Source organism: Pseudomonas sp. ADAK13, from assembly GCF_012935715.1.
Lineage (GTDB): Bacteria > Pseudomonadota > Gammaproteobacteria > Pseudomonadales > Pseudomonadaceae > Aquipseudomonas.
In genome coordinates this window covers 605,136-622,258 of sequence record NZ_CP052860.1, presented here as the reverse complement: position 1 = coordinate 622,258, position 17,123 = coordinate 605,136, and the positions used below count along the sequence as shown (strand labels likewise).

General features: G+C 61.7%; 18 protein-coding genes. 7 read left to right on the top strand and 11 right to left on the bottom strand.

Annotated features, from left to right (window positions below):
* Nucleotides 1–10: 10 nt before the first annotated feature.
* The 4 genes from arcC to arcD (HKK54_RS02980) form a co-directional block, all read right to left on the bottom strand.
* Nucleotides 11–940 carry a carbamate kinase gene (arcC, locus tag HKK54_RS02995; protein ID WP_169386113.1) on the bottom strand — a complete coding sequence of 310 codons (930 nt, stop codon included), beginning with the start codon at nt 938–940 and terminating at the stop codon, nt 11–13.
* A gap of 196 nt (nt 941–1,136) precedes the next feature.
* Nucleotides 1,137–2,147: an ornithine carbamoyltransferase gene (locus HKK54_RS02990; RefSeq protein ID WP_010169901.1), complete on the bottom strand. Its 1,011-nt coding sequence runs from the start codon at nt 2,145–2,147 to the stop codon at nt 1,137–1,139.
* Between the two features lie 69 nt (nt 2,148–2,216).
* Nucleotides 2,217–3,473: an arginine deiminase gene (arcA, locus tag HKK54_RS02985; RefSeq protein WP_010169900.1), complete on the bottom strand. Its 1,257-nt coding sequence runs from the start codon at nt 3,471–3,473 to the stop codon at nt 2,217–2,219.
* Between the two features lie 24 nt (nt 3,474–3,497).
* On the bottom strand, nt 3,498–4,925 hold the full coding sequence (gene arcD / locus HKK54_RS02980) for an arginine-ornithine antiporter (RefSeq protein ID WP_169386112.1): 1,428 nt from the start codon (nt 4,923–4,925) through the stop codon (nt 3,498–3,500).
* A 413-nt stretch (nt 4,926–5,338) separates the two neighbouring features.
* Here arcD (HKK54_RS02980) and arcD (HKK54_RS02975) point away from each other — a divergent pair, with 413 nt between their 5' ends.
* A complete protein-coding gene (gene arcD / locus HKK54_RS02975) occupies nt 5,339–6,766 on the top strand; it encodes an arginine-ornithine antiporter (protein WP_010169898.1) in 1,428 nt (475 codons plus the stop codon).
* 2 nt (nt 6,767–6,768) lie between these two features.
* Nucleotides 6,769–7,632: a DNA-3-methyladenine glycosylase family protein gene (locus HKK54_RS02970; RefSeq protein ID WP_169389238.1), complete on the top strand. Its 864-nt coding sequence runs from the start codon at nt 6,769–6,771 to the stop codon at nt 7,630–7,632.
* A 123-nt stretch (nt 7,633–7,755) separates the two neighbouring features.
* On the opposite strand, the gene HKK54_RS02965 is transcribed toward HKK54_RS02970, so the two are convergent.
* The 7 genes from HKK54_RS02965 to HKK54_RS02935 all read right to left on the bottom strand — a co-directional run bounded on the left by HKK54_RS02965 (nt 7,756) and on the right by HKK54_RS02935 (nt 13,349).
* Nucleotides 7,756–9,105 (bottom strand): CoA transferase, encoded by a 1,350-nt coding sequence (locus tag HKK54_RS02965; protein WP_169386111.1) that lies wholly within the window; start codon nt 9,103–9,105, stop codon nt 7,756–7,758.
* Nucleotides 9,106–9,145: 40 nt separating this feature from the next.
* Nucleotides 9,146–10,489 carry a sensor histidine kinase gene (locus HKK54_RS02960; RefSeq protein WP_010169895.1) on the bottom strand — a complete coding sequence of 448 codons (1,344 nt, stop codon included), beginning with the start codon at nt 10,487–10,489 and terminating at the stop codon, nt 9,146–9,148.
* A 67-nt stretch (nt 10,490–10,556) separates the two neighbouring features.
* Nucleotides 10,557–11,021 (bottom strand): hypothetical protein, encoded by a 465-nt coding sequence (locus HKK54_RS02955; protein ID WP_010169894.1) that lies wholly within the window; start codon nt 11,019–11,021, stop codon nt 10,557–10,559.
* 231 nt (nt 11,022–11,252) lie between these two features.
* The gene (locus HKK54_RS02950) at nt 11,253–11,930 is read right to left on the bottom strand and encodes a response regulator transcription factor (RefSeq protein ID WP_169386110.1); all 678 of its coding nucleotides are present in this window, start codon (nt 11,928–11,930) and stop codon (nt 11,253–11,255) included.
* Nucleotides 11,931–11,937: 7 nt separating this feature from the next.
* Nucleotides 11,938–12,345 (bottom strand): translation initiation factor 2, encoded by a 408-nt coding sequence (locus HKK54_RS02945; protein WP_010169893.1) that lies wholly within the window; start codon nt 12,343–12,345, stop codon nt 11,938–11,940.
* Nucleotides 12,346–12,451: 106 nt separating this feature from the next.
* Complete coding sequence (locus HKK54_RS02940; RefSeq protein ID WP_010169892.1) at nt 12,452–12,751, bottom strand: YciI family protein; 300 nt, start codon at nt 12,749–12,751, stop codon at nt 12,452–12,454.
* Between the two features lies 1 nt (nt 12,752).
* On the bottom strand, nt 12,753–13,349 hold the full coding sequence (locus tag HKK54_RS02935; RefSeq protein WP_010169891.1) for a septation protein A: 597 nt from the start codon (nt 13,347–13,349) through the stop codon (nt 12,753–12,755).
* A gap of 87 nt (nt 13,350–13,436) precedes the next feature.
* On the opposite strand from HKK54_RS02935, the gene HKK54_RS02930 reads away from it, so the two are divergent.
* From HKK54_RS02930 to HKK54_RS02910, 5 genes are all read left to right on the top strand, one after another.
* On the top strand, nt 13,437–14,300 hold the full coding sequence (locus HKK54_RS02930) for a PHP domain-containing protein (protein ID WP_010169890.1): 864 nt from the start codon (nt 13,437–13,439) through the stop codon (nt 14,298–14,300).
* Nucleotides 14,301–14,313: 13 nt separating this feature from the next.
* On the top strand, nt 14,314–14,943 hold the full coding sequence (locus tag HKK54_RS02925; protein WP_003220075.1) for an L-threonylcarbamoyladenylate synthase: 630 nt from the start codon (nt 14,314–14,316) through the stop codon (nt 14,941–14,943).
* Between the two features lie 120 nt (nt 14,944–15,063).
* On the top strand, nt 15,064–15,762 hold the full coding sequence (locus HKK54_RS02920; RefSeq protein ID WP_173406103.1) for a segregation and condensation protein A: 699 nt from the start codon (nt 15,064–15,066) through the stop codon (nt 15,760–15,762).
* Between the two features lie 12 nt (nt 15,763–15,774).
* Nucleotides 15,775–16,728 (top strand): SMC-Scp complex subunit ScpB, encoded by a 954-nt coding sequence (scpB, locus tag HKK54_RS02915; RefSeq protein WP_169386109.1) that lies wholly within the window; start codon nt 15,775–15,777, stop codon nt 16,726–16,728.
* Between the two features lie 131 nt (nt 16,729–16,859).
* Nucleotides 16,860–17,051, top strand: coding sequence for a DUF1289 domain-containing protein (locus HKK54_RS02910; RefSeq protein ID WP_169386108.1), 192 nt, complete (start codon nt 16,860–16,862; stop codon nt 17,049–17,051).
* Nucleotides 17,052–17,123 lie beyond the last annotated feature (72 nt).

Sequence of the window (17,123 nt, the reverse complement as noted above, 5' to 3'; positions counted from 1 at the left end):
CTCCTCTACTTCACAGGTAGATGATGCCAGGTTTTGCGGTACTGATGCGGGTGCCGGCGCTGCCCTGGACGATCGCTTCGATGTCCGAGAGTGAACCGATCACTGCGGTTTTGCCAGTCTGGCGGGCGAACTCGCACGCCGCCTGAACCTTCGGCCCCATGGAGCCGGCGGCGAAGCCGAGCTTTTCCATTTCGTCCGGGTGCGCCTGGCCGATGGCTTTCTGTGTCGGTTTGCCGAAGTCGATAAATGCCGCATTGACGTCGGTGGCAATCACCAGCAAATCGGCGTCCAGTTGCCCGGCCAGCAGGGAGGAACACAGGTCTTTGTCGATCACGGCTTCAATGCCCTTGAGCTTGCCGTCTTCGCCATACATCGTCGGAATCCCGCCGCCGCCGGCGCAGATCACGATGCTGCCTTTTTCCAGCAGCCACTGGATCGGGCGGATTTCAAAGATCCGCTTTGGCCGTGGGCTGGCGACCACGCGGCGATACTTGTCGCCATCGGGGGCAATCGCCCAGCCTTTTTCAGCGGCAAGTTTTTCTGCCTCGGCCTTGGAGTAGACCGGGCCGATGGGCTTGGTCGGGTTCTGGAAGGCCGGGTCCTTGGCGTCCACTTCGACCTGGGTCAACAGCGTGGCGAACGGCACTTCGAAGTCCAGCAGGTTGCCCAGTTCCTGCTCGATGATGTAGCCGATCATGCCTTCGGTTTCGGCGCCCAGCACATCCAGCGGATACGGCGAAACCTGGGTGTAGGCGGCAGCCTGCAGCGACAGCAGGCCCACTTGCGGGCCATTGCCGTGGGCAATCACCAGCTCGTTGCCGCTGTGGATCTTGGCGATCTGTTCGGTGGCGATGCGGATATTGGCCCGTTGATTGTCTGCGGTCATGGGTTCACCACGGCGCAGAAGGGCGTTGCCGCCCAGTGCAACGACGATACGCATAATGCAATCCTTCTAAAATTCGGCCTTGTGAACACAGGACAAACTGTGGGAGCGGGCTTGTGTGGGAGCCGGGCTTGCCCGCGATGGCATCACCTCGGGGCATCTGAAATACCGAGGCGTCTGCATCGCAGGCAAGCCAGCTCCCACAAAAGCACTCCCACATTGACTGTGTTCCGACAGTGGGAGCGGTGTTGGGTCAGATATCCGCCAACGCCGACACCAGAATCGCCTTGATGGTGTGCATGCGGTTCTCGGCTTGCTCAAAGGCAATGTTGGCCGGGGACTCAAACACTTCTTCGGTCACTTCCACGCCGTTGGCCAGGTTCGGATAACGCGCGGCGATGTCCTTGCCGACCTTGGTCTCGCTGTTATGGAACGCCGGCAGGCAGTGCATGAATTTCACCCGTGGGTTGCCCGAGGCCTTCATCATCTTGGCGTTGACCTGGTACGGCAGCAGTTGCTCGATGCGCTCGTCCCACGCTTCCACCGGCTCGCCCATGGACACCCAGATATCGGTGTGGATGAAGTCCACGCCTTTGACCGCTTCTTTCGGGTCTTCGGTGATGGTGATGCGCGCGCCGCTTTCTTCAGCGAACTCTTGGCACTGCTTGATGAAATCAGCATGCGGCCACAGGGCTTTCGGCGCGCCGATGCGCACGTCCATGCCCAGCTTGGCGCCGATCATCAGCAGCGAGTTGCCCATGTTGTAGCGGGCATCGCCCAGGTAGGCGTAGCTGATGTCATGCAGCGGCTTGTCGCTGTGCTCACGCATGGTCAGGGTGTCGGCGATCATTTGGGTGGGGTGGAATTCGGCGGTCAGGCCGTTGAACACCGGCACGCCGGCGAACTTGGCCAGCTCTTCGACGATTTCCTGTTCAAAGCCACGGTACTCGATGGCATCGAACATCCGGCCGAGGACGCGGGCCGTGTCTTTCATGCTTTCCTTGTGGCCGATCTGCGACGACACCGGGTCGATGTAGGTGACGTGCGCACCCTGGTCGTGGGCCGCGACTTCGAAGGCGCAACGGGTGCGGGTCGAGGTTTTTTCGAAGATCAGCGCGATGTTTTTGCCCTTCAGGTGCGGACGCTCGGTGCCGGTGTATTTGGCGCGCTTGAGGTCGCGGGACAGGTCCAGCAGGTAGTGCAGCTCGCGGGTGGTGTGGTGCATCAGCGACAGCAGGCTGCGGTTGCGCATATTAAAAGCCATGGTGGATCTCCTTGGGTTTCGGTTATCCCCTTGGCCACTGCTGGATAAACAGCGGCCAAGGCCAAAAAATTAATAGTCGATTGGGTCGCGAATGATCGGGCAGGTCATGCAGTGGCCGCCGCCACGGCCCCGGCCGAGTTCACCGGCGCTGATGGTGATGACTTCCACGCCGGCCTTGCGCAGCAGGGTATTGGTGTAGGTATTGCGGTCGTAGCCGATCACTACGCCAGGCTCCACGGCCACCACGTTGTTGCCGTCATCCCACTGCTCGCGTTCGGCGGCGAAGCTGTTGCCGCCGGTTTCCACCACGCGCAGGGCCTTGAGGTTCAGGGCGGCGGCGACGGTGTCGAGGAAGTTGGTTTTTTCACGCTGGATATCGATGCCGCCGGGCTTGGTCTCGTCCGGGCGCAGGGTGAAGGCGACGATCTGGTTCACCACTTCCGGGAAGATGGTGACCAGGTCGCGGTCGCAGAAGCTGAACACCGTGTCGAGGTGCATCGCCGCGCGGGATTTCGGCAGGCCGGCAACGATCACGCGCTCCACGGCTTTGTGCTTGAACAGGTTCAGCGCGAGTTGGCCGATGGCCTGGCGCGAGGAGCGCTCGCCCATGCCGATCAACACCACGCCGTTCCCGATCGGCATCACGTCGCCGCCTTCCAGCGTGGCGTTGCCGTGTTCCTGGTCGGGGTCGCCGTACCACACCTGGAAGTCAGCGTTGGTGAACTCGGGGTGGAATTTGTAGATGGCGCTCGCCAGCAGGGTTTCCTGGCGTCGCGCCGGCCAGTACATCGGGTTCAGCGTCACGCCGCCATAGATCCAGCAGGTGGTGTCGCGGGTGAACTGGGTGTTCGGCAGTGGCGGCAGGATGAAGCTCGAATGCCCGAGGAAGTCGCGGAACATCTCGATGGTCTTGCCGCCGAAACTGCTCGGCAGGTCATCGGCCGACACGCCACCGATCAGGAACTCGGCGACCTTGCGCGGCTCCAGGCTGCGCAGCCACGAGCCGACTTCATTGACCAAGCCCAGGCCGACCTGGTTGGCGGTGATCTTGCGCTCCAGGATCCAGTCCAGGGCTTCGGGGATGGCGACGATGTCGGTCAGCAGGTTGTGCATTTCCAGCACATCGATGTCGCGCTCGCGCATCTTGGTCACAAAGTCGAAATGGTCGCGCTTGGCCTGGGCCACCCACAGCACATCATCGAACAGCAATTCATCGCAGTTGTTGGGGGTCAGCCGCTGGTGGGCCAAACCTGGGGAGCACACCATGACTTTGCGCAGTTTGCCGGCTTCGGAATGTACGCCGTACTTCACTTTTTCCGTGGTCATTACAGATCCTCCAGTGAACAATAATTACAGGGTCAGGAAACCGTCGTAGAGCCCATAGGCCGCCACCAGGGCGCCGATGACTACTGCGGCGAAAATCAGTTTCTCGACATTGGTGAAAATCGGTTTGCCCAACTCGTGCTTGGCCTTGGCGAACAGGATTGCGCCGGGGGCGTAGAGCAGGGCGGACAGCAGCAGGTACTTGGTGCCGCCGGCATAGAGCAGCCAGACCGCGTAGATCAGCGCGATCGCACCGATAAACAGGTCTTTCTTGCGGTCGGCCAGGGCGTTTTCGTAGGTCTCACCGCGCACCGCCAGCAACAGCGCATAGGCCGCCGACCACAGGTAAGGCACCAGGATCATCGAGGTGGCGAGGTAGATCAGCGACAGGTAAGTGCTGGCCGAGAACAGGGTGATCACCAGGAAAATCTGCACCATGGCGTTGGTCAGCCACAGGGCGTTGACCGGCACGTGGTTGGCGTTTTCCTTACGCAGGAACTCCGGCATGGTGTGGTCCTTGGCCGCGGCGAACATGATCTCCGCACACAGCAGCACCCACGACAGCAACGCCCCCAGCAAGGAAATGATCAAGCCGACGCTGATCAGCACTGCACCCCAATGCCCCACCACGTGCTCCAGCACCGCGGCCATCGACGGGTTCTGCAGCTTGGCCAGTTCCGGCTGGGTCATGATCCCCAGGGACAGCACGTTAACCAGCATCAGGAACAGCAGCACGGTGATGAAACCAATCACGGTGGCCTTGCCGACGTCGGAGCGTTTTTCGGCGCGGGACGAGAAGATGCTCGCGCCTTCGATGCCGATGAACACCCAGACGGTGACCAGCATCATGTTGCGCACCTGGTTCATTACGCTGCCCAGGTCCGGGTTTTTCACGCCCCAGATGTCTGCGGTGAAGATATCCAGCTTGAACGCGAAGAGTGCGATCAACACGAACAGCACCAGCGGCACCACCTTGGCGACGGTGGTCACCAGGTTGATGAACGCCGCTTCCTTGATCCCGCGCAGTACCAGGAAGTGCACCGCCCACAACAGCACCGATGCGCCGATCACCGCCGCCGAGGTGTTGCCTTCACCGAAGATGGGAAAGAAGTAACCGAGGGTGCTGAACAGCAGCACGAAGTAGCCGACGTTGCCCAGCCAGGCACTGATCCAGTAACCCCAGGCCGACGAGAAACCCATGTAGTCGCCAAACCCGGCCTTGGCGTAGGCATACACCCCGCCGTCGAGGTCAGGCTTGCGATTGGCCAGGGTCTGGAAGACGAAGGCGAGGGTCAACATGCCCACGGCGGTAATTACCCAACCAATCAGTACCGCGCCCACATCGGCGCTGGCCGCCATGTTTTGCGGCAGTGAGAAGATCCCGCCACCAATCATTGAACCCACGACAAGTGCAACCAGTGCGCCTAATCGAAGTTTTCCGGGAGATTCAGACATCGCATGACTCCAATGCAGGAGAAGAGAGACCACAGAATAAATCCGTGCGCTAATCAAACAGCTGACTCAGATCACTTCATTGGCACATTCCATTGTGAATTAATGACTTATGATGAAAGCTACGGGCGCTGAAGTGCCCCGCAGAGGCTCGTCGTAGAGCGTTTCTGCGTTTCAAACAACAGGTTTTCTCATTAGCATGGACCTTTGAAGCTAGCCCGTATTTCCAGATATGCAAACTTTTCCAGAGCAGCGTTATTTAAATTATAAATTTGCCTTAACGCTGTTTATTGTCATGCCTTTAAGTTATGAAGCTTGCGTCTTTATTAGCTATATCTAATAAACGCTAGATCGGCTTAATAAATTAGTTGAGTGCACAGTTGTTGGCTCGATTGTTGTTTTTTTCAGGAGTGTCCATGTCCCAACCCTCGGAAAAGCTGCGCCTCAATGCCTTGATCGCCTTGGTGGTGGGCTCGATGATCGGCGGCGGGATTTTCTCGTTGCCGCAGAACATGGCGGCGCGGGCCGAGGTGGGTGCGGTATTGATTGGCTGGGCAATTACCGCCGTGGGCATGCTGACCCTGGCGTTCGTGTTCCAGACCCTGGCCAACCGCAAGCCCGAGCTGGATTCCGGCGTATACGCCTACGCCAAGGCCGGGTTTGGCGACTACATGGGCTTTTCCTCCGCCTGGGGTTACTGGATCAGCGCCTGGATGGGCAATGTCGGTTACTTCGTGTTGCTATTTAGTACCCTCGGTTACTTTTTTCCGGTGTTCGGCCAGGGCAATACCCCGGTGGCGATCGCCTGCGCGTCGGTGCTGCTGTGGGCCGTGCATTTTCTGGTGATGCGCGGGATCAAGGAGGCGGCGTTCATCAACCAGATCACCACCGTGGCCAAGATCGTGCCGTTGGTGATGTTTATCGTGATCGCCGCCGTGGCGTTCAAGGCCGATATCTTTACCCGCGACATCTGGGGCCTGAGCAACCCGAACTTCGGTGGCGTGGTGGACCAGGTGCGCAACATGATGCTGGTCACGGTGTTTGTGTTTATCGGCATCGAGGGCGCCAGCGTCTACTCGGCGCGAGCCGAGAAACGCTCGGACGTGGGCCGGGCCACGGTGATCGGTTTCCTGGGCGTGCTGGCGCTGCTGGTGTTGGTCAACCTGCTGTCGCTGGGGATCATGAGCCAGCCGGAATTGGCCAACCTGCAAAACCCGTCCCTGGCCGGGGTGCTGGAGCATATCGTCGGGCCCTGGGGCGCGTTGTTGATCAGCATCGGGCTGGCGGTTTCGCTGCTGGGGGCGTTGCTGTCGTGGGCGTTGCTCTGCGCTGAAATTCTCTATGCCACCGCCCATGACAAGACCATGCCCGCGTTCCTGAAGAAGGAAAACGTCAACCAGGTGCCCGTCAATGCGCTGTGGCTGACCAACGTGATGATCCAGTTGTTCCTGGTGATCACGCTGTTTTCGGAAAGCACCTACACCACCCTGATCTACCTGGCGTCGTCGATGATCCTCGTGCCTTACCTGTGGTCGGCGGCTTATGCGGTGTTGTTGAGCGGACGCGGCGAAACCTACGAAGGCGCCCACGGCGAACGCATGAAGGACTTGCTGGTGAGCCTGATTGCCCTGGCTTACGCGGTGTGGCTGCTTTACGCCGGTGGTTTGAAATACCTGCTGTTGTCGGCGCTGCTGTATGCGCCGGGGGTGATCCTGTTTGCCCTGGCCAAGCGTGAGCAGGGCCAGCCCTTGTTTACCCACCTGGAAAAAGGCATTTTCGCCTGCGTGATCGCCGGGGCGAGCCTGGCGGCGTATGGGTTGTACAGCGGGGTGTTGTCGTTGTGAGGATTCAACTGGGGTATCAGGCGCCCTATGACTGGGCGGCGATGCTGGGTTTTCTGTCGGCCCGTGCGATCAGCGGGTTGGAGACAGTGGACGGCGGCGTGTACTCGCGCAGTATCAGTGTCGGCGGTCAGTATGGCTGGCTCAGTGTAACGCCCGGCACGGGGGAGTGGCTTGAGGTAACGGTGGGTTTTCCCGACCCGAACGCGTTGCCTGAGATTGAGCGGCGGTTGCGCGATATGTTTGACCTGGCGGCTGACCCGCAGCTGATCCAGCGGCAACTGGCGACGGATCCCTTGATGGCACGGTTGGTGGCGGCGCGGCCCGGCCTGCGTGTGCCGGGAACCTGGGACGGGTTGGAGTTGGCGATTCGGGCGGTACTGGGCCAGCAGATCACCGTAGTGGCGGCAATCAAATTGGCAGGCAAGTTGGTGGCGCAATACGGCACGCCGTTGGTGACACCCCATGCCGGCGTGACCCATGTGTTTCCCGACGCCGAGGTGTTGGCGGCGGCGGACCTGGCGAGCCTGGGCATGCCGAAAAGCCGCGGGCGGACCTTGTCGGGTGTGGCCCAGGCGTTGCTGGATGACCCCCATATCTTCCAGCCGAAAGCGAGCTTGAAGGAGAGCGTGGCGCGGCTGGTGGCATTGCCGGGGATTGGTGACTGGACGGCCCAGTACATCGCCATGCGCCAGATGCGCGAGCAGGATGCGTTTGCTTCGGGCGATATCGGGTTGATCAATGCGTTGGCCGCGCTGGAAGGCGGGCCGGTGAGCCCGCGCCAGTTGCTGGCACGGGCTGAAGCCTGGCGACCGCTCCGGGCGTACGCGGCGCAGCATTTGTGGACATCATTAAGCCGGGCAGATTGATTCTGCGTACCTGTGGCGAGGGAGCAAGCTCCCGCTGGGGCGCGAAGCGGCCCCATTGACCTAAAGGCAGGGGCCTGCTGCGCAGTCCAGCGGGAGCAAGCTCCCTCGCCACAGGATCTTCGGTCACCATTGAGGGCGATGTGAACCCAATTCAACTGCGGGCAAATCCCACTGCAACGGTGTGCCGCTGAGGGTCACCGGGGGCAGTAACCGATGGGCCGGTCCCCAGGCGGTCTGCTCGACCACCAGGCCCTGATCACCCGGCTCTTCGGCTCGCAAGGGCGGTTGTTCCTGAGCGTGTCCGGCGTCCACCACCAGCTTTGCCGTGCGCGCCAATGACAGCAGCGCCGACCCGCCGCGCCCGGATTTCAATCGCTCACTCAATGCCTGGATCGCACTGGCTGCCATTAAATACCCGGTGGCGTGGTCCAGCGCCTGCAACGGTAGTGGCACGGGTTTGTCGGCCTTTTTCCACTGCCGGCCAGCCTCGGCAATTCCGGTGCTCATTTGCACCAGGCTGTCGAAGCCCCGGCGATTGCGCCACGGGCCGCTCCAGCCATAGGCATTGAGGCTGGCGTCGATCAGGCCGGGCGCCAGGGCTTGCAGCGCAGCCTCACCGTAGCCCAATTGCTCCAGGGCATCGGCGCGGTAGCCGTGCAGCAGGATGTCAGTGTCCTTGAGCAGGCGCTCGAAGATGCTGCGGTCGTCGGGGTTTTTCAGGTCCAGGCGGGCGCAGCGTTTGCCCAGGGTCATTTCCGGTACCACGCCCGGTTCGTTCCAGTCCGGGGCGTCGATGCGCAGTACGTTGGCCCCAAGCCCGGCGAGAAATCGGCTGGCGGTAGGGCCGGCCAACACGCGGGTCAGGTCCAGCACCTTGATGCCCGCCAGTGGCCGCGCCACCGAGCCCAGCCAGGGTTTGTCGCTGAGGGTTGCAAAGGTCTGGCGATGAACCAACGGTTCCTGATTGACCGCCAACCCTTGAGGATGAGCTTGCCAGTCTTGCCACGAGCGCATCTGCGCGGCACAGCCGTTCGCCTCGACAATCGCTTGTTCCAGCTCGGCAGCGTTCCATTGCGCAACCTTCGCGGCCATTGCGTCACGGTCAGCGGCCTGCCCGAGTACGCGCTCGGCGGCGGCGCGATGGTGCGGCGCATTGGTGTGCAGGCGAATCCAGCCATCGGCGCAGGCGTAGTCGCCGGCAATCGGGTCCCACAGCGGCGGTGTGGCCCAGCCGTCGGGACGCAGGGACGAGGAGAACCAGAATGAGGCGAGGCGTCGATCGACGGTCACCGAGGACAAGCGCCCGGTTTGCTGCAACAGCAACTGGGCAACCGCTTGGCCGGCTGCGCCGATGCTGGCGCTGGCCAGTTCGGTGACGGCAAAGGTCGAGGGCAGGGCGCCGGCCTCGGTGAAGGCCAGCGCGGTGACGGGTAAGTCGAGTGCTTCCTGGATGGGAGTGAGCAGATCAGTCATCAAAGGCCCTCCTTATGAGAAGGGCCATCATAGAAGATCATCAGGGTTGAATGACAACCCCGGGTTCCAGCGGCAAATCCACGCTGGCGATAAAGCCGCCATCGGGATGATTGGCCAGGATCAGGCTGCCGCCATGGCGCTCCGCCGCGCGCCGGGCAATGGCCAGGCCCAGGCCGTGGCCTTGGGCGGTTTGCCCCGGGGCCCGGTAAAACGGCTCGCCCAACTGGCTCAGGTGTTCGGCGTCTACGCCGGGGCCGTGGTCGCGCACGCTGATCACAATGCGTTCGCCCTGGCGTTTGGCGTCCATTTCAATCGGTTGGCCGGGCGGGTTGAAGCGTTGGGCATTGCGCAGCAGGTTGTCCACCGCGCGTTCGATCATGGTCGGCCAGCCCTTGAGGTGCAGCCCGGCCTCGGCATCGAGCTGCACGGGCTGGTCCGGTGCACCGAGCAGCGCGTCTTTTTGCAGGGTCCTGAGCAACGGATTGAGGTCGATGTCTTCGGCGCTGGCGTTGTCGGCGTCCACCCGGGCGAGTACCAGGATTTCGCTGATCAGTGCTTCCAGGCGGTCGCATTCACGGGTCAGGCGGGGCCAGAGTTTCTCCCGTGCCTCGGGCGTGGCCCGTTCTGCCAGGGCCAGGGCGATTCGCAGGCGGGCCAGGGGCGAGCGCAGTTCGTGGGACACGTCCCGCAGCAATTGGCGCTGGCTGCCGATCAGGCTTTGCAGGCGGGCGCCCATGCGGTTGAAGTCGGTGGCGAGCACGCCGAATTCGTCGCGACGGTTGGCCAGTCGCGCCAGGCTGTTTTGCTGGTAGGTGGTCTGGCCCAGGTCGTGCACCGCGCCGCGCAGGCGGCTGAGGGGGCGGGTGATAGACAGCGTCACCAGCAGGCTGAACAGTGTCAGCACCACCAGCGCGATCGCCAGGGCACTCAACGGCCAGAGCAGACTGCTGCGGTGCCAGGCGTCCAGCTCCGGGTGAGGGATGCGGTAGATCAGCAGGTAGGTGTCGCCGGTTTTTTCGCTGGTGTATTCGGCGGTCAGGCGGCGCCAGGGCAGGTGGCGGTCCTGACTGTCGTTTTGCCGGGCTTCGAGGGCGGCGGCCCGGCGCGGGAACGTGCCGCGCACCACGGGCTCGCCGCTTTCGTTAAGCACTTGCACGTCGATGTGGTACTGGCGTTTGCGCTGTTGCAGCAAGTCCTGGGCGGCGTCCTCGCCCTGAGCCTCATAGAGCTGCGTCCATTCCTGCGCGAGGTTATTGAGCCCGGGGTGGCGGCTGAGAATCCACGCATCCTGGTTGAGCATATGCCCCAGCAGGATCGACAACCCGGCAACCAGGGCGATGGCCAGCCAGAAGCTGGCAAGGACGCGCCAGAACAATGAACGCACAAGAAATCCTCAAACAGGAAAAGCCCAGCGGCGGTGGCCACTGGGCTGTGGGAGTGAAGCTAGATCATTATTGCGCTTTTTGCGGCTGCTGGGCTTTCCAGGCCTGGAATTCCTTCCACTCGGCGCGGCGCTCGGCTTGTTTCTTCACGATCTCGTCGAATTTCTTCTGTTGATCGGGTTTCAGCACGGCACGGATATCGGCCTGGGTTTTCTGTTTGCCGGCGGCCATTTCGTCTTGCATGGCTTTCTGGTCAGCGGCCGGGAGTTTATCCAGGTACTTCTTGACCAGCTCTTTGCGAGCGTGCCATTGCTGGCCCATCAATTTGCCGATCTGCTGGCGTTGTTCATGGGTCAGATCAAGCTGGCTGAAAGGGCCACCTTTGCCCCGCATGCCGTGTTCGCCGCCGTGGCCTGGGCCGCCCATCATGTGGCCTTCCGGGCCGCCCATCGGGCCTGGGCCTTCAGGTGCAGCGGCCATGGCAACGGTTGGCAGGGCGGCAGCGAACATCAGAGCGATAAGGGTCTTGCGCATGGTGATTCTCCTGTCTCTATTCCGGTGAGTCCGGATGTGAGTAGATTACGGAGAACAAGGTCAGCGGCAGTCAGGGGAGGGTAAAGCTTGGGTAAAGAGGATTTTGGGCGGGGCTGACAAAACTCACGCCATCCTTGTAGGAGTCCGGCTTGCCGGCGATGGCGTTATCGGATCTTACGTCTCGCTTTCTGACGCCATCGCCGGCAAGCCGGGCTCCTACAAAAATGGGTGTTAAAGGCTGTAGTAATAGCCGCGGCTACGCAGCGCCACGATCCGTGGCCTGCCATCCGGGTGCGGGCCGATCTTCTTGCGCAGGTTGCTGACGTGCATGTCCAGGCTGCGGTCATACAACGTCAGCTTGCGGCCCAGGGCGATTTGCGCCAGTTCCTGTTTGTCCAGTGGCTCCCCCGGCTGGCGCAGCAAGGCTTCCAGCAGGCGGCTTTCGGAGACGGTCAGGGCAAATTCCTGTTCATCGATAGTGACCACGCCACGCACCGGGCTAAAACACAGGTCGCCCAGCTCAAGCTGGGTGGACACGGCAGCCGGGTGGCTGCGACGCAGCACGGCGCGCAGCCGGGCAGTCAGTTCGCGAGGGTCGCAGGGCTTGGCCAGGTAATCGTCGGCGCCCAGTTCCAGGCCGAGAATCCGGTCCAGCGGTTCGCCGCGGGCCGAGAGCATCAGCACCGGCAACTCCGGGTGGTCGCTGCGCAATTGCTTGAGCAGCTCAAGGCCGCTGCCATCGGGCAGCATCACGTCGAGCACCACCGCCGCCGGGGCGGCTTCGGCCAATGCCTTGCGGGCGCTCATGCCGTCATGGCAGGCGCGCACCTGGAAACCTTCCTGGCTCAACCAACTGGTCAGCAGCTCACAGAGCTCCTGGTCATCATCTATCAGTAACAGCTCGCTCATGACTCACTCAATTTAGCCATTGTCGACGGCGCCGGTGCCCGCCACTGGCGAAGATCCCGCACAACAGGGCGATCAGCGCGACTGCTCCACCGGTCACGAACCATTGCTGCTGTTCGGTAAGCCAGCGTGGCAAGGCACTGCCCTGTGCTTCTTTGAGTTGCTGGGCCAGGCGTTGGTTCTCCTGGCGCAGTTTACTCAGTTGGGTACTTTCCCGGGTGGCGTCAGCACTTTGCAATTGCTTGCTCAGTTCTTCCCGCTGCCGTTCGCTTTCTTTCAAACGTTGCTGCAAATCGGTGATCTGGCTGCCGGCACTCAAGGACAGGGGCGTAGAGCTGCCGGTGTTCGAGGTTTCTTCAGCGTGGGCCGTAGCCCCGATCATTAACACTGCCAACAGACACAACTGACGTAAGCGCATCGGAACTCCTGATTCCACACGAATATTCAGAACGTTGTCGGCAGGTTACCGGGAATAATGAGCGTTTAGGAGTGCGCCGAAGCCAATTGGTTCAGCGCACAACGAATCAAGGCAGGACTTGTTTGAACGGTTTGACCAGCACTTGGGCGTACACGCCGGCCGCCACATACGGATCAGCGTCGGCCCAGGCTTGTGCCGCCGCCAGGGAGGCGAACTCGACAACCACCAGGCTGCCGGTAAAACCGGCGTCTCCCGGGTCATTGCTGTCGACCGCCGGGTGCGGGCCGGCCAACACGAGGCGGCCTTCGGCTTGCAGCTGTTTCAGGCGCTCCAGGTGCGCCGGGCGCACGCTCAGGCGTTTTTCCAGGGAATTGGCGACGTCGGTGGAAATGATTGCGTAGAGCATGTCAGTCCTCGGTTTTCGGCGTGGTAGGGTCGGTGTCATGCAGGTGGCGCGACAGGTAGATACCCTGGCCGACCAGGAACAGCACGGTCATGCCCAGGCTGCCGAAGACCTTGAAGTCCACCCAGTAGCTCTGGAAGGTAAAGGCGACGAACAGGTTGGCGGCGCCGCAGAACAGGAAAAACACGATCCAGGCGATGTTCAGGCGAACCCAGACCGGGTCCGGCAAGCTCAGCGCGTGGCCCATGATCCGCTTGATCAGCAGGCGGTCACCGATGAAGTGGCTGCCGATAAAGGCCAGGGCGAACAGCCAGTTGACCACCGGGGCTTTCCATTTAAGGAAAGTTTCGCTGTGGAAGGCCAGGGTCAGGCTGCCGAAGACGAGGCAGGCGATCAGGGTCAGCCATTGGCTTTTTTCCAGCTTGCGCTGGGAGATGAAGAGCGCGCCGTAGACCACCACGGAGCTGATGATCAGCACGGCGGTGGCACTGTAGATGCCACCGACTGTCAGCTCGTGGCCGGCAATATCGATTGAGCGAGGGTCGATTTTGTAAACGATGAAAAACAGCAACAGCGGGATGAAGTCGATGAATTGTTTCACAGTAAGAGCCAGAAGCTGGATGTGGCGGCATAATAACAAACATCCTTGGTAGCGAAAGCGCCAGCTGACTTGAGGTTACACACTCCCGTGAATGTTGATTTGCACTGCCATAGCACAGCCTCCGACGGCGCCCTGGCGCCCGCGGTCCTGGTTGCGCGTGCGTTTGAAAAAGGCGTGCGAGTCCTGTCGTTGACCGACCACGACACCCTCGAAGGCCTGGCAGAGGCCCGCGAGACCGCGAATGCGCTGGGTATGCAACTGGTCAACGGGGTTGAATTGTCCTGCACCTGGGGTGGCGCAACCATTCACGTCCTGGGCTACGGTTTCGACGTCAACGCGCCGCCGCTGGTTGCGGCCATCGCCCAATTGCACGATGGCCGCTGGCTGCGGTCCGAAGAAATAAGTCGCAAGCTGGCCTTGAAAGGCATGCCCAACGGCCTGGAAGGCGCCCGCGCCATCCAGCAGGAACTGGGCGACAGCGGCAACGCCCCGGCCCGCCCGCACTTTGCCGACTGGATGGTGCGTGAAGGTTTTGTAAAGGATCGCGCCGAAGCGTTCCGCAAATGGCTGGGCGCCGGCAAGCTGGGAGACGTCAAGCAGCACTGGCCGACCCTGGAAGACACCGTTGGCACACTGCGGGCAGCAGGCGCGTGGGTCAGCCTGGCGCATCCCTGGCATTACGATTTCACCCGCAGCAAGCGCCGCAAGCTGATTGGCGACTATATTCAAGCGGGCGGCCACGCAATCGAAGTGGTCAACGGGCATCAACCCGCCGAACAGGTCGGCAGCCTGGCGATTCTTGCCCGCGAATTTGGTCTGCTGGTCAGCGCCGGCAGTGATTTTCATGGCCCTGGCGGCTGGTCCGAGATTGGCGAGTACCGTGCCGTCCCGGAAGATTTGCCGCCCCTTTGGTGTCGCTTCAAACATGACCCCATTATTGCCACCGTCTGAACAGGTAGAACACGTGAGTCAATTCTTCCAGATTCATCCGGAAAACCCGCAGGCGCGCCTGATCAAACAGGCCGTGGAGATCATCCGTGCCGGTGGCGTGGTGATCTACCCCACGGACTCCTCCTACGCGATTGGTTGCCAGATCGGCGACAAGAATGCGGTCGAGCGCGTAAGACGCCTGCGTGACCTGGACAAGAACCACAACTTCGCGCTGATTTGCAGCGACCTGTCCCAACTGGGGCTGTTCGCCAAGGTCGACACCGGCACCTTCCGCCTGCTCAAGGCCCACACGCCGGGGCCCTACACCTTTATTCTCAACGCCACCCGGGAAGTGCCGCGCCTGCTGCTGCACCCGAAGAAGCGCACCATCGGTTTGCGGGTGCCGGAACACCCGATCGCCCTGGCATTGCTGGCCGAACTCGGTGAGCCGCTGATGAGCGTGTCGCTGATCCTGCCGGGCGAAGAGGAGCCGTTGTACGACCCTTACGAAATGCGCCGGCTGCTGGAAAAACACGTCGACCTGATCATCGACGGCGGCTACGGCGGCAACAAGGCTTCCACCGTGATCAACCTGGCCGACGGCGAACCGGAAGTGGTGCGCGTGGGTTGCGGCGACCCGGCACCGTTCATGGTCGAGGCCTGAATGTCGGCCGTGGAAACCGTCGACAGCCAGGCGGGCGCCCAGCAGGAACTGCCATTTGCCATGGTCTACGGCCAGGCGGTCATGGAAATGCCGCTGGACCTGTACATTCCGCCGGACGCTCTGGAAGTCTTCCTCGAAGCCTTCGAAGGCCCGCTGGACTTGCTGCTGTACCTGATCCGCAAGCAGAACATCAACATCCTCGACATCCCGGTGGCGGAAATCACCCGCCAGTACATGGGCTATGTCGAGTTGATGCAGACGGTACGCCTGGAACTGGCCGCCGAATACCTGGTGATGGCCGCGATGCTCGCGGAGATCAAGTCACGCATGCTGCTGCCGCGCTCGGAAACCATCGAGGCGGAAGAGGACGACCCGCGCGCCGAACTGATCCGTCGCCTGCAGGAATACGAACGCTTCAAGGCCGCCGCCGAGGGCATTGACGGTTTGAGCCGGGTGGGCCGCGATGTGGTGGTTCCCAAGCTCGACGCCCCGGAAGCCCGGGCGCGCAAGCTGTTGCCGGACGTGAGCCTGGAAGAATTGCTGATGTCCATGGCCGAAGTCCTGCGCCGTGGCGACATGTTTGAAAGCCACCAGGTCAGCCGCGAGGCGCTGTCCACCCGTGAGCGCATGAGCGATGTGCTGGACCGCCTCAAGGGCGGCGGGTTTGTGCCGTTCGTAGAGCTGTTTACCAAAGAAGAAGGGCGCCTGGGGGTCGTGGTGACTTTTATGGCGATCCTCGAACTGGTCAAGGAATCCTTGGTCGAGCTGGTCCAGAATGAGCCTTTTGCGGCTATCCACGTGCGGGCGCGAGCCGAATAAAGAGCTGAATCGATGAATTTGACTGAACCCCGCGAACTGGCCCCGCTGCTGGAAGCCTTTCTCCTGGCCTCGGGCAAGCCGCAATCTTTGGAACGCCTGTTCGAGCTGTTTGAAGAAGCCGAGCGCCCTGAGCCGCCGGTGTTCAAGAAGGCCCTGGAGATTCTGCGCAAGTCCTGCGATGGCCGTGCGTTTGAGCTGCGGGAAGTGGCCTCGGGTTATCGCCTGCAAATCCGTGAGAAGTTCTCGCCGTGGGTCGGCCGCCTGTGGGAAGAGCGCCCGCAGCGCTATTCCCGGGCGATGCTGGAGACCATGGCGCTGATCGCCTATCGCCAGCCGATCACCCGGGGCGAGATCGAAGACGTGCGGGGTGTGGCGGTCAACAGCCATATCGTCAAGACGTTGCTGGAGCGGGAGTGGATTCGCATCGTTGGCTATCGCGACGTGCCCGGCAAGCCGGCGATGTTTGCCACCACCAAGGTGTTCCTCGACCACTTCAACCTGAAAAACCTCGACGATTTGCCGCCTTTGGCCGAACTGCGGGAGATGGAGCCGGACCCGGTTCTGGACTTCGACGATGCGCCCGTGCCCGCCGGTTTGCAGGAGCTGGCCGACGCCAGCGCCGAGCCGGAAGAGCCGAAGGACGAAACCAGTTTCCATACACTGTTGCTGGAACTGGACGATATGGAACAGGGCATTAAGACCGACTTCGACGATTTGCTGCGTGATGGTGCGGTCAGCGATGGGGAGCCGGAGCCCGTGCTGCAACTGAACGTTGAGGTTGAGCCGCCGGTCGAAGATGAACCGGAGCCGGAACCCGAAGAAGACATTCTCGGCGTCGCCGAAGCCCGTGCCAAACTCCTGGCCGCCGTCGCGGCGCTCGAACAACCGCCGCTGAGCGACGAAGAAGACGAAGCCCGCGCCCTGGCCGAAGCCATCGAAAACGAACGCCGCCAATTCGAAGACTGACGCAGAACAAAATGTGGGAGCGGGCTTGCTCGCGAATGGGGTGGGTCAGCCATGCCTCCGGCGACTGACACACTGAATTCGCGAGCAAGCCCGCTCCCGCATTTGGATTGTCGCCAGCAAGGAGAACTCAAATGAGCTCCACCAAAGACCCCTGCATCAGCCTCTGCAAGTTCAACGCCGACATCTGCGTGGGCTGTGGCCGCAGCAAGCGCGAGATCCGTGCGTGGAAGAAACTCGACAAGGTCGACAAGCGCACGGTGCTCGCCGAAGCCGAGTTGCGCCTGCTGGCACTGGGGGCCACCGGTCGGCGGAAAGGCAAATGAACCTGCACTTATCGACTAGTCTCTGATGCGCAACGCGCGCCATGAGCGTATGATTCGCGACCCTTTGGCGAT

Excerpts from the sequence above, each read along its gene's own strand:
- HKK54_RS02945 (WP_010169893.1), bottom strand. The coding sequence starts at position 12,345 with ATGCGCTTACGTCAGTTGTGTCTGTTGGCAGTGTTAATGATCGGGGCT.
- HKK54_RS02990 (WP_010169901.1), bottom strand. The coding sequence starts at position 2,147 with ATGGCTTTTAATATGCGCAACCGCAGCCTGCTGTCGCTGATGCACCAC.
- HKK54_RS02940 (WP_010169892.1), bottom strand. The coding sequence starts at position 12,751 with ATGCTCTACGCAATCATTTCCACCGACGTCGCCAATTCCCTGGAAAAA.
- arcA (WP_010169900.1), bottom strand. The coding sequence starts at position 3,473 with ATGACCACGGAAAAAGTGAAGTACGGCGTACATTCCGAAGCCGGCAAA.
- arcC (WP_169386113.1), bottom strand. The coding sequence starts at position 940 with ATGCGTATCGTCGTTGCACTGGGCGGCAACGCCCTTCTGCGCCGTGGT.
- arcD (WP_169386112.1), bottom strand. The coding sequence starts at position 4,925 with ATGTCTGAATCTCCCGGAAAACTTCGATTAGGCGCACTGGTTGCACTT.
- HKK54_RS02910 (WP_169386108.1), top strand. The coding sequence starts at position 16,860 with ATGAGCTCCACCAAAGACCCCTGCATCAGCCTCTGCAAGTTCAACGCC.
- arcD (WP_010169898.1), top strand. The coding sequence starts at position 5,339 with ATGTCCCAACCCTCGGAAAAGCTGCGCCTCAATGCCTTGATCGCCTTG.
- scpB (WP_169386109.1), top strand. The coding sequence starts at position 15,775 with ATGAATTTGACTGAACCCCGCGAACTGGCCCCGCTGCTGGAAGCCTTT.
- HKK54_RS02950 (WP_169386110.1), bottom strand. The coding sequence starts at position 11,930 with ATGAGCGAGCTGTTACTGATAGATGATGACCAGGAGCTCTGTGAGCTG.
- HKK54_RS02955 (WP_010169894.1), bottom strand. The coding sequence starts at position 11,021 with ATGCGCAAGACCCTTATCGCTCTGATGTTCGCTGCCGCCCTGCCAACC.
- HKK54_RS02965 (WP_169386111.1), bottom strand. The coding sequence starts at position 9,105 with ATGACTGATCTGCTCACTCCCATCCAGGAAGCACTCGACTTACCCGTC.